Source organism: Paenibacillus zeirhizosphaerae (assembly GCF_030705605.1).
In the GTDB taxonomy this organism is placed as follows: domain Bacteria; phylum Bacillota; class Bacilli; order Paenibacillales; family Paenibacillaceae; genus Paenibacillus; species Paenibacillus zeirhizosphaerae.
This window is the reverse complement of the sequence record NZ_JAPCKK010000014.1, coordinates 521,225-538,311: the sequence shown is the minus strand read 5'-3', so window position 1 is coordinate 538,311 and position 17,087 is coordinate 521,225. Positions and strand designations below refer to the sequence as shown.

The window sequence follows — 17,087 nt, the reverse complement described above, 5'->3', positions numbered from 1 at the left end:
GAAAGGATGGGCTTCAGCGAAAGCGAAGGAGGACTGCTCTGGAATGGGCAAATTTCAAATCTGGAACATAGGAAAGTGGCAAAGGGGAATGATCCGCGTGATGGCTATGGGCCATACGCTTGTCGTGCTCGTTATCGGGACAGCTTTATTTTTTGTGGCGTTAGGGCTGGGAGGCATCGTGGAGAACCGGCTGCAATCCTCTCCCGTATCCTCCATGAAGGGATTTGCCGCAGCGGTATCAAGCAGCTTTTTCGCGGACATGCTCGGTATGGAAATTCCGCATCTTGATGCGGATAAGCGAGTCTCCGCCTTCTCGGCTGAACAGATGACCACCTTTGCGTTCCAACTGCTGACCGGGGTGAATCCGCAGGATCCGAAAAGTCTGGTGGCCCGGGAAATACCGGGAATGGCTGCCGGCAATCCGGTTCTGCTGCGGACAGGGTCGGGCAACCGGCTCGTCGAGGCGCCGGAGGATTACCAGCCAGACCCCGGGATTACGGGCTCCGGCGAAATTCCGCCCGCGCCCCCGGGCAAGGAGGCAGACGAAGAACCGTCAGCCTCTGAAGACACAGGACAAGAAGTCGATCCACCTGTGAAGGGCAGCGCCAAAACGGATGGGAACCGCATATTAATCTACCATTCCCATCCGCGTGAGGCCTACAACTCGCTGCTAAGCAAAAGCAGCAGTAATCCCAACTCATCCTCGGCATCAGCCAATGTGTCTGTAGCAGGGAGTTTTGTGGCGGATCGGCTTAAGCAGCAGGGCATAGGCACCCTGCATGTCAATAAGGATTATGTAACGGCGGTGAAGGACTATAACTGGAATTATTCTTACAAATATTCACGGCAAACCGTGAAGGAAGCGCTCGCGGAGAATGACGAGCTTACCTATCTTATTGATATACACCGCGATTCGCAGCGCCATGATAAAACGACCGCTGTCGTTAACGGAGTTAAGTATGCCAAGATTTATTTTATTATCGGTCATGACAATAAAAAATGGCGTGAGAATGAAGCCTTCGCCGCCAGAATTCACGAGAAGCTGGAGAAGGCGTATCCAGGAGTTTCGCGCGGTGTCTGGGGTAAGGATGGAGGCGGAGGCAATAACGGCGAATATAACCAGTCCCTCTCCCCAAACAGCATATTGATAGAAATCGGAGGCATTGATAATACCGAGGATGAGCTGAAGCGAACGTCCGAGGCACTGGCGGACATGCTGGGAGAGGTGTATTGGGAAGATCAGAAGGTCATGAAGGCCGATAGCTCTAATGGGAAAGCAGCTTCCAAAACTGCAGGCAATACGGGAAAAAGCGCAGAAGCGGCGGGCAACGCTAAGTAGATTGAAGCGGCAGGAAATTTTGAACCTGAAGAGAGAGGAGGCGCGCACATGTCCCGTTTCGGAAGAAGCGCTTTTCTGTTCGCCTGTCTGGTTGGATTGGGGCTGGTGCTCGGTATGCAGCTTGCAAGCTCAGGGATGCGGTCCGTATATGGACCTTCCTGGGATCAAACGAAGCCGACGGAGGTGGATGCAGGAGATTTCACACAAACGGTAGTGGAGGATACTCCGGCAGTCCCGCTTCCGCCAGCTCCATCGATGACCGTGGCCGAGGTGGAAGGGCAAACTGCAGGTGAGATCGGACAGGCTCAAAGCCCCTTGCAGCAAGTGCCGCGGACGGATGAGGCTTCCGTGGATGTGATGGCCGACAAAACAGCAGGTCTTCTCCAGCAGGCGTCGAAGAAGGGGATCGAGTGGGTTGTGTCTGTCTTTGATGGCCTGACGAATTAATGGCAGAGGCAGCCGGTGCAGACGTGAATTGCTGTAAGGCGGCGGCCAGCGGTCAACTTTTATCGCAGGAACATTGATGCGGCCCTGCGCAACTGGTATAATGAAGCGATTGACACTAGGCTTGTGTGGGGGTAAGGCATGACGGACATTTTAGCTAGACAGAGTAAAATTCGTAACTTCAGCATCATTGCACATATAGACCACGGTAAATCGACGCTGGCGGACCGGATTCTTGAGTATACGGGCGCTCTCACATCCCGTGAAATGCAGGAGCAAGTGCTTGACCAGATGGAGCTGGAACGTGAACGGGGCATCACCATCAAGCTGCAGGCTGTCAGGCTGACCTATAAGGCCGACAACGGTGAGGAGTACATCCTAAACCTGATCGACACCCCGGGGCACGTGGACTTTACGTATGAGGTATCCCGGAGCCTTGCCGCCTGCGAAGGGGCGCTGCTTGTTGTGGATGCCGCTCAGGGGATTGAAGCGCAAACGCTGGCCAACGTATACCTGGCACTTGATAATGACCTTGAGATTTTGCCGGTCATCAATAAGATCGATCTTCCAAGTGCTGATCCTGAGCGGGTGAAGCAGGAGATTGAAGATGTAATTGGTCTGGATACAAGTGGAGCGGTACTGGCTTCCGCCAAAGCGGGTATTGGAATCAAGGAGATCCTTGAGCAGGTCGTCAAAGCAGTGCCGGCACCGCAAGGCAACCCGGACAATCCTTTGAAAGCGCTGATCTTCGATTCGCACTACGATCCTTATAAAGGGGTTATCGTATATGTACGCGTTGTTGACGGCAAAATCAAGGCTGGCTCCAAAATCAAAATGATGGCCACCGATAAGACGTTCGAGGTGATCGAGGTAGGTGCCTTTATGCCGCGGATGACGATCGTAGATGAACTGAACATCGGGGATGTAGGCTTTATCGTCGCAGGTATCAAGCATGTTGGCGATACGCGTGTCGGTGACACAGTAACGGATGCTAAAAATCCTACACTGGAGCCGCTGCCGGGCTACCGTAAGATCAACCCAATGGTATACTGCGGTCTGTATCCGATCGATACCTCCGACTATAATGATCTCCGCGAGGCTCTGGAGAAGCTGCAGTTGAATGACGCGTCTCTCAGCTTTGAGCCGGAAACGTCCAGCGCCCTCGGCTTTGGCTTCCGCTGCGGCTTCCTCGGTCTGCTGCATATGGACGTGATTCAGGAGCGTATCGAACGGGAGTTCAACATTCCGCTGATTACGACAGCGCCGAGCGTTATTTACCGCATTAAGCTGACCGACGGCTCGTCGATCCAAATTGACAACCCGTCCAACTATCCGGAAATCGGACGTATCGATTATGTCGAAGAGCCCTATGTGAAGGCTGGTATTATCGTGCCTAACGATTATGTGGGAACGGTAATGGAGCTGTGCCAGACCAAACGCGGCGAGTATGTCAATATGGAGTATCTGGATACGACGCGGGTGACGATCACTTATGAAATTCCGCTGTCCGAAATCGTATACGATTTCTTTGACCAGTTAAAGTCCAGCACCAAGGGTTACGCTTCATTTGATTATGAGCTGTCCGGCTACCGGCAGTCCAATCTGGTGAAAATGGACATTCTGCTGAACGGAGAGCAGGTGGACGCCCTTTCGTTCATCGTTCACCGCGAGCGAGCCTATCATCGCGGCCGCATTATTTGCGAGAAGCTGCGGGAGCTGATTCCGCGTCAGATGTTCGAGGTACCGATTCAGGCTTCTGTCGGAACGAAGGTTGTGGCACGTGAAACGGTTAAAGCCATGCGTAAGAACGTGCTTGCCAAATGTTACGGCGGCGACATTTCTCGGAAGCGTAAGCTCCTGGAGAAGCAAAAAGAGGGCAAAAAACGTATGAAGCAAGTAGGTAACGTAGAGGTTCCTCAGGAAGCCTTCATGGCTGTATTGAAGATTGATGAGTAGGTCTGTTCGGTATAACGACATATGATATGCAACCTAATCAAGGGAAAGCCTGATCGGCTTTCCCTTTTCAAAATATAAGGGTTGTTTCCTGGGCCGCTTTCAAAGGCCGGGATGCCCGCTGAAGCAAGGAGCGATTTTAACATGACCATATCCGCTGGACGCGCACAAGGTTCTTCCGCACCCAAAGCGGTTTATCTTCATATACCTTTCTGTACGAACAAATGCTTCTATTGTGATTTTAATTCCTACGTATTGAAAGATCAGCCCGTTATGGATTACTTGCAGGCCCTGGAGCGTGAAATGGAGCATTCGGTCCGGCTGAATCCCCCAGGTGAAATCAAGACGATTTTTGTCGGTGGAGGAACGCCCACGGTGTTGACTCCCAAGGAGATGGAATATTTCCTCAAGTCGGTGCGTACCTATTTCCCCAACTGGTCGGACGATATTGAATTCTCCATGGAAGCCAATCCGGGCACGACGGATCTGGAGAAGCTGTCCGTTATGAAGGAAGGCGGAGTCAACCGCGTTAGCTTTGGCGTTCAGGCTTTTCAGAATTCGCTGTTGAGCGGCATCGGCAGAATCCATAATACGGATGATGTGTACCGCAGCCTGGAAAATGCCCGAGCTGCTGGCCTGACCAATCTGTCCATTGATCTCATGTTCGGCCTTCCGAACCAGACGGTTGACATGCTGGATGAAAGCATTAGCAGAGCGCTGGAGCTGGGGCTGCCCCACTATTCGATTTACAGTCTGAAGGTCGAAGAAAACACACTGTTCCATACGATGTACCATAAAAATCAACTCCCGCTCCCGCATGAAGACGACGAGCTACAAATGTACCTGCTCCTGATGAGCCGGATGAAGCAGGCGGGATACATGCAATATGAAATCAGCAATTTTGCCAAGCCGGGATACGAAAGCCGCCATAACATGACTTACTGGCGGAATGAAGACTATTACGGTCTTGGCGCAGGCGCTCACGGGTATGTGGCAGGACAGCGCCATATGAATATTAAGGGGGTCAATCCTTATAACGAAGCCGCAGGCAAGGGACTTCCGCGCCTCGAAAGCTTCTCCGTTCCGGCAGCGGAAGCAATGGAGGACTTTATGATGGTTGGTCTGCGGATGGCGGAAGGGGTGTCCTCCGAGCGCTTCAACCGTCAATTCGGCCAGTCCTTGGAGCAGATATTTGACCGGCCGCTTGCCAAAATGCTGAATGCTGGCCTGCTTGAGAAGACGTCTGGCGGCTACCGGCTGAGCGAGCGGGGAATTCTGTTCGGCAATGATGTGTTCGGCGAATTTATCGGGTCGGTGGCGGTAAATTCCTAGCTTGCAATCTAATACGCCATGTTGTATATTTATTCATATCTTTCAGAGCATGGCGCAGGAGGAGAGCGGGATGGCTTCGGTTTGCAAAGAGGTTTTATGCAGAAATGCGGTTCCTGAAGATGTGGAGCCTTTATATCAAATGATCAGCGGCTATGCCGAGCGGGGCATTATGCTTCCGCGTTCCCGTGAGGTACTGATGCGCCAGCTTGATACATTCATCGTAGCTGAAGTTGACGGCGAGGTTGTCGGCTGCGGATCACTTTGCAAGCTTGGTGCGGACCTTGTGGAAGTGCGCTCACTCGGGATCTCCGAAGGCCATAAAGGCATGGGGATCGGCTCGAAGCTGGTGGACGGATTGATTGAAGAAGCGAAGCGCCAGCACATTCCGAAGATTATGGCGTTAACATATGAAGTATCTTTTTTCATTAAAAATGGTTTTGAGGTTGTAAATAAAGAAATCTTCCCGGAGAAGGTTTGGACCGACTGCATACACTGCAGCAAGCAGCATGCTTGTGATGAAATTGCTGTACTGAAAGTGCTGAGCTAGCTTGGTAAACTCGCTTCGGCTTAGTTAGACAAACGCCTGTCAATTCAGAATTTTATTTCTGGTTTGACAGGTGTTTGTTATTGCAATAGTAAAATTGTCGGCATCGGTTTCTTGATCACGAACAATGTTCGTCTCCAGGATTTTATCAAATGAACCCCATGCTTACCTGCGATGGGATAGGCGCAGCTAAGATGCTGAACTGACTTGACAATACTCGGGTCGGTTTGGTATTTTTGTATTAACGGTTAGCACTCGTCAATTGTGAGTGCTAATGATTTCTTGAAATACTATAATCCAGTTTGGACAGCAAGGGAGGAACTCGCATGTTAACCGAACGTCAGAGGCTTATTCTGAATGCCATAATTGACGATTACATCCGTTCGGCTGAGCCTGTGGGATCCCGTAGCATATCCAAGAGAACGGATGTCGGCTTTAGTCCGGCAACGATCCGCAATGAAATGGCGGACCTGGAGGAGCAGGGATATTTGGAACAGCCGCACACATCCGCAGGACGGATTCCGTCACATAAAGGTTATCGTTATTATGTCGACCATCTGGTGCCACTAAACAAGCTGGGACCGCAGGAAATGCGTGAGTTGAAAACCTTTTATGCTGAAAAGCTAAACGCAATGGAACAAGTGATTCAGCATGCATCTGGCATTCTGTCCCATATGACGAGTTACACTTCCATCCTGCTGGGACCGGAAGTTTTTCATACTTCTTTGCGTCATTTTCAATTACTCCCGCTGAATGAAAACACTGCTGTAGCCATTATCGTCACGAATACAGGGCATGTGGAGAATAAGACGGTTGAGATTCCGCCGGGCATATCGGTGTCCGATATGGAGAATATCATTAGTATGTTGAACAGCAAGCTGGTGGGCTCGCCGATTTATCAGTTGAAGACGCGTATGCACACCGCTCTCGGGCAGGAAATGCAGCGTCATATCGCGCAGTTTGAGGATGTTATCAAGGTGCTGGATATGGCGTTCGAAAGTGGATCAGACCAGCGTCTGTATTTGAGTGGGGCCACGAATATGCTGACTCAGCCTGAATTCAAAGATGTGGATAAGGTCAAAAATATACTTGATCTGCTGTCAGAGACCCCTACCATTCTGAAAATGATGGCACCTGTGCAAGGAGCGCCTGAAATACAGGTCCGCATCGGCACAGAGAACGATCACGAAGCATTTGCCAACTGCAGCCTGATTACCGCCACCTATGCGATTGATGGGGAAGCGCTTGGTACGATAGGCATTTTAGGTCCTACCCGTATGGAGTATGCGAGGGTGATTGGTATTTTGGGTATTCTTTCTAAGGATTTAACGAATATGCTGACAGAACGCTTCAATTGACATTCCCGCTACTTACAGAAATAGGGGATTCCTGCGTAGTCTCAGACTACCCGTCGTACTACCTTAAGGAGGTGAACATCTTGAAAGATGAACAAACGATTCAGGGAGAAGAACAGCAATTGAATACGGAGGAGACGCCCGAAGTCAACGGGACTGCTCAGGACACAGCCACAGAGCCGATGAATGAAGCTGCTTCCATTGAAGCCGAGGAGGAGAACGGTGAAGTGGCCCGTCTTCGTGCCGAGCTTGAGGAGCAGCAACAGCGTCTTCTGCGTGTACAGGCTGATTATGATAATTTTCGCCGCCGGACACAGAAGGAGAAAGAGGAACTTGCCAAGTATGCGTCCATGAAGCTGGTTACTGAGCTAGTGCCGGTCGTGGATAACTTCGAACGCGCGCTGGCCACGGCTCCACAGGGTACAGATGGCGATTCTTTTACCAAGGGCGTAGGCATGATCTTCCGTCAACTGGAGGGCGTTCTTACGGCTGAAGGCGTCACTGCGATGGAAACGATTGGCAAGCCATTCAATCCGGAGTTTCACCAGGCGATTATGCAGGTGGAAAGCGATGAATATGAAGAGGGTATCGTTGTTGAGGAAGTTCAGAAAGGTTATATGCTGAAAGATAAAGTGCTGCGGCCAGCAATGGTTAAAGTAAGCATGTAAGCATAGACGCTGCTATACCCCGGAATTTGCGACAAGATACTTACACATATACCGCAACGGGTATCATGCCCGTGGTACAATCCGAAGGAGGAACATAACGCGTATGAGTAAAGTAATTGGTATTGACTTGGGTACAACCAACTCCTGCGTAGCCGTCATGGAGGGCGGAGAAGCGGTCGTTATCCCTAATCCGGAAGGCGCACGCACAACCCCTTCCGTTGTAGGCTTCAAGAAGGACGGAGAACGTATTGTGGGTGAAACGGCTAAACGCCAGGCGATCACCAATCCGGACCGTACAATCATTTCCATCAAACGCCATATGGGTACAAATCACAAAGAATCGATTGATGCTAAAGATTATTCCCCGCAAGAAATTTCGGCGATGATCCTGCAAAAGCTGAAATCCGACGCGGAAGCATACCTTGGCCAGTCGGTAACCCAGGCGGTTATCACCGTTCCGGCTTACTTCAATGACAGCCAGCGTCAAGCTACTAAGGATGCGGGTAAAATTGCAGGCCTTGAAGTGCTGCGTATCGTCAATGAGCCCACTGCGGCTGCTTTGGCATACGGACTTGAGAAGTCTGAAGATCAAACGATTCTTGTATATGACCTCGGCGGCGGTACGTTCGACGTATCGATCCTTGAGCTGGGCGACGGATTCTTCGAAGTTAAAGCCACCAGCGGTGACAACCGTCTCGGCGGCGATGACTTCGACCAAGTGATCATCGATTATCTTGTAAGTGAGTTTAAAAAGGATCAGGGTATCGATCTGAGCAAGGATAAAGCTGCCGTACAGCGTCTGAAGGATGCTGCGGAAAAGGCGAAAAAAGAGTTGTCCGGTGTATTGACGACTACGATTTCTCTTCCGTTCATCACGGTTGTGGACGGTGTGCCTCAGCACTTGGAAGTGAACCTTACTCGTGCCAAATTCGAAGAGCTGTCCGCTAATCTGGTTGAACGCACCCTGGGGCCTACACGTCAGGCGATGAGCGACGCTGGAATGAGCGCCAGCGATATCGACAAAATCGTGCTGGTCGGTGGTTCTACTCGTATTCCTGCCGTTCAGGAAGCGATCAAAAAACTGACAGGCAAAGACCCGCATAAAGGCGTTAACCCGGATGAGGTCGTAGCACTTGGTGCTGCGGTGCAGGCTGGTGTATTGACAGGCGACGTTAAAGACGTAGTTCTGCTGGACGTAACACCTCTATCCCTCGGTATCGAAACTGCAGGCGGCGTATTCACGAAAATGATCGACCGCAATACGACGATTCCAACCAGCAAATCGCAGGTGTTCTCGACGTATGCGGACAACCAGCCAAGCGTTGAAATTCATGTTCTGCAAGGCGAACGTGAAATGGCATCCGGCAACAAAACGCTCGGCCGCTTCCAATTGGGCGATATCCCGCCTGCACCACGCGGCGTGCCGCAAATCGAGGTTACCTTTGACATCGATGCGAACGGTATCGTTAACGTATCGGCAACCGACAAAGGCACAGGCAAAAGCCAGAAAATCACGATCACTTCTTCCAGCGGTTTGAGCGACGAGGAAGTGGAACGCATGATGAAGGATGCCGAGCTGCATGCGGAAGAAGACAAGAAGCGCAAAGAGCTTGTTGAAGCGAAAAACAGTGCTGACCAGCTCATCTATTCGGTAGACAAAACCATCAAGGACCTTGGCGACAAAGCCGACGCTTCCGAGGTGGAGAAAGCAAACGCTGCGAAAGAGAAGCTGCAAAAAACGCTGGAATCCGACAACCTGGACGAAATCAAAGCGGCTACGGAAGAGTTGACCGAAATTGTTCAGCAGCTGTCCGTTAAGCTGTACGAGCAGGCTGCGCAAGCTCAGCAGGCTCAAGGAGAGCAGGCTAAGGAAGGCGGACGCGACAACGTAGTGGATGCAGAATACGAAGTGGTGAACGAAGACAAGAAGCAAGACTAATAACGGGGCATGAGCCGGATGGCCGAGCCGTAATTGGGTCACTTCCGGTAAAATACGCCGTTGTATGATATACTGTACAGAAATACGCATATAACGGGTTGTACATCCACGTTTGTAGGGAAGGTCAAAGCCGGGGCGTCCCGTGCTTTGGCTTTCCTTGTTTTGAGATGATGACTTCGTTGAAGGCATGGGGGTGGAACATTGGCTGATAAGCGTGATTATTATGAGGTGCTTGGTGTCTCCAAAGGCGCCGGCGAGGATGAAATCAAGAAAGCATACCGCAAGCTAGCCCGTCAGTATCACCCTGACGTCAACAAGGCTGCTGATGCCGAGGCCAAATTCAAGGAAGTGAAAGAGGCCTACGATGTTCTGAGTGACTCGCAAGCACGTGCACGATATGACCAATATGGGCATATCGACCCCAATCAGGGTATGGGCGGCGGCTTTTCCGGCGATTTCAGCGGTGGCTTCGGGGATATATTTGATATGTTCTTTGGCGGCGGAGGCGGTCGGCGTGATCCGAATGCTCCGCAGCGCGGGAATGATCTGCAATACAACATGACGGTTGAGTTCAAGGAAGCGGTATTCGGTAAAGAGACGGATATTACGATTCCACGGACGGAAAGCTGTGATACCTGTCACGGATCAGGCGCGAAGCCGGGGACACATCCAGAAACATGTTCGGTCTGCCGGGGCACTGGGCAGGAGGAAGTCGTACAAAATACGCCTTTCGGACGTATGGTCAACCGTCGTGCTTGCTCCAACTGCGGCGGTGCGGGTAAAATCGTCAAAGATAAATGTTCGACGTGCAGCGGAACAGGCAAAGTTCGCAAGCAGCGCACGATTCATGTGCGGATTCCTGCCGGTGTGGATGACGGCGCGCAATTGCGTATGAACGGTGAAGGCGAGGGGGGCATGCGCGGAGGACCAGCCGGCGATCTGTACATTGTCATTCGCGTGAAGTCGCATGACTTCTTCGAGCGCGAAGGAGACGATATCTACTGTGAAGTGCCGCTGACATTTGCACAGGCGGCGCTCGGGGATGAGATCGAAATTCCGACGCTGACCGAAAAGGTGAAGCTGAAGATTCCGGCCGGCACCCAGACAGGTACTTACTTCCGCCTCAAAGGCAAAGGTGTGCCTCGCCTGCGCGGTATCGGGCAGGGTGACCAGCATATTAAGGTGGTCATTGTGACACCGAGCAAGCTGAGCGAGGAGCAGAAAAATCTGTTGCGTGAATTTGCGTCCTTGAGCGGTGAGCAGAACCATGAGAACGAGCAATCATTTTTTGACCGCATGAAACGTGCGTTTCGTGGAGACTAACATATGAAATTTGTAACAGCAGGCAGGAGAATATTCCTAGCCTGCTGTTTTTTTGTATTTAACCTTCCTCTCTATTCTTCCTCCTTTAACATACGTAATCTGTGTCCTATCTCAATGACTTCCATCTAATGTCGAATATTGCCTGTTTGTTAAAGAAATAAATGGTTGCTCGAAGAAAGTTTACAACAGGAAAACAATTCTAATGAAGTCATTTCATTAAACCTATTTAATATCTATCCTTAGGCCTATACAAAAGACAGCAGGAGAATAGGGATCATAAGCACGGAGGAGGAAGAAAAAGGAATGGGGCTAAAAAGAATGAAGATGATGGCAAGGCGTGTACTTGTGTCCATGATCTGCTTGATGATGGTGGCTTCCACCAACCTGATGCAGATCATTCCGTATGTGGAGGCGGCAGAGGAATCCAATATATTCCTACTTCCGAGCGTTGAGGCAACGGCCAGCGGGTATGCTGCAGCCGAACCGCCCAGTGAGGCAATTGATGGCGATGGCAGCAGTAAATGGTCATATGAAACGGGGGCAACTCCTCCATCTGCAGATAACCCTTACTGGCTGAAGCTTGATGCTGGTGCCACAGCGACAATCAGCCGGTTTGAAATAAAGCATGCTGGTGCAGGTGGTGAGCAGCAAGAATCCAACACCAGCGATTATACGATTGAAGTCAGCGACGATGATGTGAATTGGGAGCCGGTCGTTACGGTAACAGGCAATGTGTACGATGAGACCGTGCATCCTTTATCTGAGCCGGTGTCGGCTAGGTACTTCAAGCTGAACATCACCGATCCCGCTAACTCTTCGGATGACAGCTATGCGGCAAATATTTATGAGTTCCAGGCTTATGGTTACATGGAAGAGCCTGTCGCCATTCCGACTCTGACAGATTCGAATCCCATTGCGAGCGACAGCCAATGGTCCTATCTGGACGACGGCTCCGATCAGGGCACAACGTGGCGTGCAGTTGATTTTAATGACAGTGCCTGGGCAAAAGGCGCGGCTCCGCTCGGATATGCGAGCACTGGCAAAGATCAGAATTTAAAGACTAAGATCCAATACGGGGATTCCAAAAACAAACATATAACGACATATTACCGCAAAGAGTTTCAGGTAACAGATGCGGCGGCCATTAAACAGCTCCTGGGTACGCTTATCCGTGATGACGGGGCAGTCATCTATTTGAACGGCCAGGAAGTGTACAGAACCAATATGCCTGACGGGGCGATTACATACACCATCCTTGCAGCAAGCGCGGTTGGTGACGAACGGGATGAGAATTCTTTTGCGATTGATCCTGCTCTGCTTGTGGACGGTAAGAATGTGATTACAGCGGAGGTGCATCAAAATGCGGGCAGCAGCTCAGACACCTTCTTTGCGCTGGAGCTGAGCGCATCGGATGAAGAAGTGGTGCAACCAGCCAATGATCAGGGATTGCTGGCTGAATATTATACCAACAGCGGGGGCGATTTTGCCTTTGGCGCTTATAAAGCGACCCGCATCGATCCGCAAATCAACTTTAAAGACCTTGAAGGGGCTTTGAGCACCTGGACCGGACAAAATGACAATGCCAACATCCGCTGGACGGGCCAGATTGTCCCAGAGTTTTCCGAGCCTTATACCTTCTCCATGATTGGAGACAATGGTTTCCGTTTGTCCATCGACGGGAAGACAGTCATTGATCACTGGGACAACGATTGGGATGTCGAGTACTCGAGTGACCCTATTACGCTTGAGGCTGGCCGGAAATATGAAATTAAAATTGAATATTTTGAGGACTACGGCGGCTCCAATCTGTATTTGCACTGGGAAAGCCCGAGTGTAGCCAAGGAGATCGTGCCTGCCGAAGCGTTTTATCTGCCTGCAGACTATGACGGACCGATATCCGGTACGATTGCTGCGGACGGCAAGCATGTTGAATTGACGTTCCTGAACGAGCTGTCGGCAGTGCCGGACACCCTTGCAGAGCATGTAAGCGTGACCGTTGGCGAAGGGACAAGAACGGTGACTACAGCCGAGCTTTCCGCAGAGAACGCTTCCGTCCTGCAGCTGGAGCTTAAAGCGCCGATCCTGACCACCCAGCTTGTGAATGTTCAATATGATGGCAGCGGCGGATTGGCGGCGGACGGACAGGGCACCATCGGGACATTTGCTTTCAGCCCGCTGAACCAATCCGTATCTCTGGATTACTCACCGATTTCGATAGCGATGTCGTTCTACGGGAGTCCGAAAACGAACCGTTCATTTGCCTGGTATACCAAGTATGATAAACCCGAGAACGCGCCTAAAAACGCTAAAGACAGCATCGTGGAGGTTATACCGGCCGGCGGGGACTTTGACACATCGGACGTCATGCGGTTTGCGGGAGAACCGGAAGATACCAAAGTGTTGGATCTTAAAATTACCAATTCGACGAGAGGCTCCTTTATCAGCCATAAGGTGCTTGTCACTGGCCTGACCCCTGGGACTGCGTATAAGTACCGGGTGGGCAGCGATGACAACTGGAGCGATGTAGGGAGTTTTACGACGGAAGCTGAAGATGAGCAAGATTATGAATTTTTATATATGACGGATTCACAAGGAGCCAATACACATGACTATGAAGTGTGGGCAGATACGCTGGGACAAGGTCTGAACAAGTTCCCAGATTCCAAATTTCTGGTGATGACCGGAGATATGGTCGATGCGGGCGCGCTGGAGTATCAGTGGCTCGATTATTTTGAAAAGCCGCAGGACAAGCTGCTCAATTTGCCTCTGATGACAGCAGTAGGCAATCATGAAGGACCTTATAACGATAACTATTATTATCATTTCTATTACCCTAACGATTCGATCGATGATCCTTTGCCGCCGGGAAGCGTGTATTCCTATGATTACGGCGACGCCCATTTCATGGTCATCAATACGATGGACATGGGCTGGGATAACCGGCAGCGTGAATCTTTCAAACAGCAAATTGAATGGCTGAAGCGCGAGGTGGCTCAAACGGATAAAAAATGGAAGGTGGTTGCTTTCCATAAAGCGATTTATTCGGTCGGCGGCCATTCGGACGAAGCTGAAATTTATGAATTAAGGGATATGCTGGTTCCGGTCTTTGATGAGCTTGGCATTGATGTTGTTTTGCAGGGACATGACCATACCTATATGAGATCCCATCAAATGTACGGGGACAAGGCAGTTACGGATATCGAGAAGGACGAAGGTGGCAATCCGGTGAACCCGGACGGGACGATGTACATCGTCAATAACTCTGCCGGCACGAAGTACTACGACGTCAATGAAGGCTTGAACAAGTACTATGCGGCCGCATTCGAGCAACCGCGCAAGCCGGTGTATACGGGCATCAAGATGACGGAGGACAGCTTCACGCTTGAATCCTACCGCTCCGGCGAAGAGGTACCGTTTGACGCCTACACGATTGTAAGAAATGACAGCAAGCCTGCGTCTGTTCAAGGCTTGACGGCAAGCGAAACGGGTGACGGCAAAACGGTGCTTGCGTGGCAGAAGCCGGAGAATGGCAGCGCGGAAGATGTGGTGAGAGGTTTTAGAATTTATGAGGCCAATGGCAAAATGGGACGCAACTGGAGCGTATATGTGCCTGCGGTTGAGGGGCTGACCAGCTATCAATACACGGTAGAAGGCACGAAATCAGGCCAGGATTATGTGTTTGCGGTTACGGCAGTGGATAAACGCGATAACTCGCCTGCCAGCACGATCAGCACAGACGGTAACGTGCCAGCAGCCCCAACTCTGCCTGTCGTGAACGACGGATACAATACGTTTGGCTGGACGAATGTGCCAGGATATGCCGAGCCTGCTGATTACGAATACAGTGTGGATGGCGGTTCGACGTGGAAGGATGTTACAGCGAATCCTCAGCCTGTCGGGGATGCCGATTATGCTGCCGGAACGGTCATGGTGCGTGTCAAAGCGAATGAGGCTGCGGGAACCGCAGCAGGATTGCCGCTTGCTTCAGACAAGCCGTTCACGGCCAACAGTGTTCATCATACGTATTCCTTAACTGGCACATTGACACGGGAAAAAGGGCTGAAGGTCGAGGTTGAGGTAGAACAATTGGCAGAGTACAGCGGGGAAGCCTACGTCGTCTTTGAATTGCTGAACGGGGATACACCTCTGCTCATCAACGCGATTCCTGTCAAGCAAAGCAAACTGCCGGTCGCGCAATATTTTAATGTAAGCGGAGCGAATTACAGGGTGAAGGTATTCGTATTCGATGAATTCAATAGCGACCTTGACATCCCAGCACACCTGGCAGAACCGGTGGAGTTCCGGTAATGGATGAGAGAAAGAGGGGACAACATACGGTGAAGAAATTTGTAACGGTTGGTCTGGTTATGTCATGTCTGCTTTCACCGGCTTCGGTTTATGCGGCCGCGGCCGGTAGCACGGCCCTGACAGAGAGCGCCGGTGCTGCGGACAATACAGCGGCTGCTTTTACGCTGGAGCTGAGCGCGACTGAGGTGCGGCGCGGCGGTGGAATTGCAATCTCCGGAACGGCTCCGGCAGGGATGCAGGATGTTGTGCTAAAAATCGTAAGTCCCAATCAGACGGTATTTTATGTTGATGTCATCACTGCCGCCGAAGGCAGCTATAGTGTGAACGTGGCGATTCCGACGAGTGAGGAACTGGCTCCCTTGGGGACCTATACGGTGGTTGCTGGAAGCGGCGGCGTTCAGGCAAGCAAAACATTTGCGGTTGCCGGGGATGGAAATAATCCTGGCAATGGCGGTAACGACCCGGATAACGGCGGAGGCAACCCTGGCAACGGCGGTAATGATCCGGACAACGGCGGGGGTAATCCCGGCAACGGCGGCGGCTCAGGTGGCGGGTCCGGCTCCAGCGGCGGTGGTGGCGGCACGGTTGTGACCCCTCCAAAACAAACGGGCATTTCGTCTGGTGCCGGTCAAGCAGCCGCTGCGGTTATTCAACCGGAGCAGGGGCAGAACGGCAGCTACATTGTAGGAGCCGGAACGATGGCGGAGGCTGCGGGTCAGGCGAAGGATGCCGTAACCATCCAGCTTCCTGCAACAGCCGGTGAATCTGGTGCGCCACTGGAATTCCCTGCAGGCGCGTTAAAGGATCTTCAGAGCAAGCGGCTCGATTTGATCATTACATCGGGAAACCATACGGTCCGTTTCCCGGCTGGCTCTATCGGCGTGTCCTCGACCAAGGAGCAAAGCATTCTGCGTTTTGTGCTGAATACGGTCATGACAGAGGAAGCTGGCAAAGTGATTGAAGAGGCGCTGCAAACGAATGCGGATTACGCAGCGACTGGGGTCGTGCTTTCCGTAGTTATACAGCTCATAACAGACGGTCAAGTTGTGGAGATTCACGAGCTGGACAAGCCTGCCTCGGTGTCCATCCGGTTGACGGCAGAGCAGGCAGCCAAGCTGCGCGCGTCTCTGGCGGATGTGTATTATGTGGATGGCAAGCAGTTGCAGCATATCGGCGGCAAGCTTAACGGAGATGTGCTCACCTTTACGGCCAAGCATTTCTCGTATTATGCGGTGCTTGAGTACAGCAAAACCTTTGTTGATTTGGCCGGACACTGGGCGGAGCAGGCGGTGATGCAGCTTGCGGCCAAGCAGATCGTCAATGGTGTGGACGAGCGGCACTATGAACCAAACCGTGCCATTACAAGAGCCGAATTCGTTACCTTGATCATGCGGTCGATTGAGTTGACAGGCAGTGCATCCGGCAATACCGACAAAAATCCGTTCACGGATGTGGCTGCAGGGCAGTATTATACCGGGACGATCGCGGCTGCGGCAGAGCTTGGCATCGTAACCGGTTATGACGGGAAATTCCGTCCGGCAGACCGGATTACGCGTGAAGAAGCGGTAGTATCGCTGGTACGGGCGGCGAAATATTTCAGCCTTTCCGGAAAGCAGCAGGGTGAAGCATCCTTTGCCGATGCAGGCAAGATTTCTTCCTGGGCGGCTGCGGCTGTGAAGGAAGCCTGGTCAGCAGGGTTGATCGAGGGAGACGGCAAAGCCTTTAAGCCGCAAAACCCGGTAACGCGGGCTGAAGTCGCCGTGATGATCCAGCGCTTGCTGGGAGACAGCTTATAAGAAAAACGTCTATCGACGTACATTCACAGAAGACAGACCGCATTTAGCGGAAGTTTTTCTTGCGATCATAGAATTGTTCAGCTCCG

Annotated in this window: 11 protein-coding genes; all 11 read left to right on the top strand. The window is 51.6% G+C overall.

The window, feature by feature from the left end:
- Positions 1–43 precede the first annotated feature (43 nt).
- Positions 44–1,339 carry a stage II sporulation protein P gene (locus OIN60_RS09570; protein WP_305754620.1) on the top strand — a complete coding sequence of 432 codons (1,296 nt, stop codon included), beginning with the start codon at positions 44–46 and terminating at the stop codon, positions 1,337–1,339.
- A gap of 48 nt (positions 1,340–1,387) precedes the next feature.
- Positions 1,388–1,786, top strand: coding sequence for a hypothetical protein (locus OIN60_RS09565; RefSeq protein ID WP_305754619.1), 399 nt, complete (start codon positions 1,388–1,390; stop codon positions 1,784–1,786).
- 138 nt (positions 1,787–1,924) lie between these two features.
- Positions 1,925–3,739 carry a translation elongation factor 4 gene (lepA, locus tag OIN60_RS09560; RefSeq protein WP_305754618.1) on the top strand — a complete coding sequence of 605 codons (1,815 nt, stop codon included), beginning with the start codon at positions 1,925–1,927 and terminating at the stop codon, positions 3,737–3,739.
- Positions 3,740–3,880: 141 nt separating this feature from the next.
- Positions 3,881–5,068, top strand: coding sequence for a radical SAM family heme chaperone HemW (hemW, locus tag OIN60_RS09555; RefSeq protein ID WP_305754617.1), 1,188 nt, complete (start codon positions 3,881–3,883; stop codon positions 5,066–5,068).
- 70 nt (positions 5,069–5,138) lie between these two features.
- Positions 5,139–5,615: an N-acetyltransferase gene (locus OIN60_RS09550; protein WP_305754616.1), complete on the top strand. Its 477-nt coding sequence runs from the start codon at positions 5,139–5,141 to the stop codon at positions 5,613–5,615.
- Between the two features lie 323 nt (positions 5,616–5,938).
- Positions 5,939–6,970, top strand: a complete 1,032-nt coding sequence (gene hrcA, locus OIN60_RS09545) for a heat-inducible transcriptional repressor HrcA (protein WP_305754615.1) — start codon at positions 5,939–5,941, stop codon at positions 6,968–6,970.
- Positions 6,971–7,050: 80 nt separating this feature from the next.
- Positions 7,051–7,635, top strand: coding sequence for a nucleotide exchange factor GrpE (grpE, locus tag OIN60_RS09540; RefSeq protein WP_305754614.1), 585 nt, complete (start codon positions 7,051–7,053; stop codon positions 7,633–7,635).
- A gap of 103 nt (positions 7,636–7,738) precedes the next feature.
- Positions 7,739–9,574 carry a molecular chaperone DnaK gene (gene dnaK, locus OIN60_RS09535; protein ID WP_305754613.1) on the top strand — a complete coding sequence of 612 codons (1,836 nt, stop codon included), beginning with the start codon at positions 7,739–7,741 and terminating at the stop codon, positions 9,572–9,574.
- Positions 9,575–9,775: 201 nt separating this feature from the next.
- On the top strand, positions 9,776–10,897 hold the full coding sequence (dnaJ, locus tag OIN60_RS09530) for a molecular chaperone DnaJ (protein WP_305754612.1): 1,122 nt from the start codon (positions 9,776–9,778) through the stop codon (positions 10,895–10,897).
- 303 nt (positions 10,898–11,200) lie between these two features.
- Positions 11,201–15,205 carry a PA14 domain-containing protein gene (locus OIN60_RS09525; protein ID WP_305754611.1) on the top strand — a complete coding sequence of 1,335 codons (4,005 nt, stop codon included), beginning with the start codon at positions 11,201–11,203 and terminating at the stop codon, positions 15,203–15,205.
- Positions 15,206–15,234: 29 nt separating this feature from the next.
- On the top strand, positions 15,235–17,001 hold the full coding sequence (locus tag OIN60_RS09520; protein WP_305754610.1) for an S-layer homology domain-containing protein: 1,767 nt from the start codon (positions 15,235–15,237) through the stop codon (positions 16,999–17,001).
- The last annotated feature ends 86 nt before the right edge of the window (positions 17,002–17,087 follow it).

Excerpts from the sequence above, each read along its gene's own strand:
- OIN60_RS09570 (WP_305754620.1), top strand. The coding sequence starts at position 44 with ATGGGCAAATTTCAAATCTGGAACATAGGAAAGTGGCAAAGGGGAATG.
- OIN60_RS09565 (WP_305754619.1), top strand. The coding sequence starts at position 1,388 with ATGTCCCGTTTCGGAAGAAGCGCTTTTCTGTTCGCCTGTCTGGTTGGA.
- lepA (WP_305754618.1), top strand. The coding sequence starts at position 1,925 with ATGACGGACATTTTAGCTAGACAGAGTAAAATTCGTAACTTCAGCATC.
- hemW (WP_305754617.1), top strand. The coding sequence starts at position 3,881 with ATGACCATATCCGCTGGACGCGCACAAGGTTCTTCCGCACCCAAAGCG.
- OIN60_RS09550 (WP_305754616.1), top strand. The coding sequence starts at position 5,139 with ATGGCTTCGGTTTGCAAAGAGGTTTTATGCAGAAATGCGGTTCCTGAA.
- hrcA (WP_305754615.1), top strand. The coding sequence starts at position 5,939 with ATGTTAACCGAACGTCAGAGGCTTATTCTGAATGCCATAATTGACGAT.
- dnaK (WP_305754613.1), top strand. The coding sequence starts at position 7,739 with ATGAGTAAAGTAATTGGTATTGACTTGGGTACAACCAACTCCTGCGTA.
- OIN60_RS09525 (WP_305754611.1), top strand. The coding sequence starts at position 11,201 with ATGGGGCTAAAAAGAATGAAGATGATGGCAAGGCGTGTACTTGTGTCC.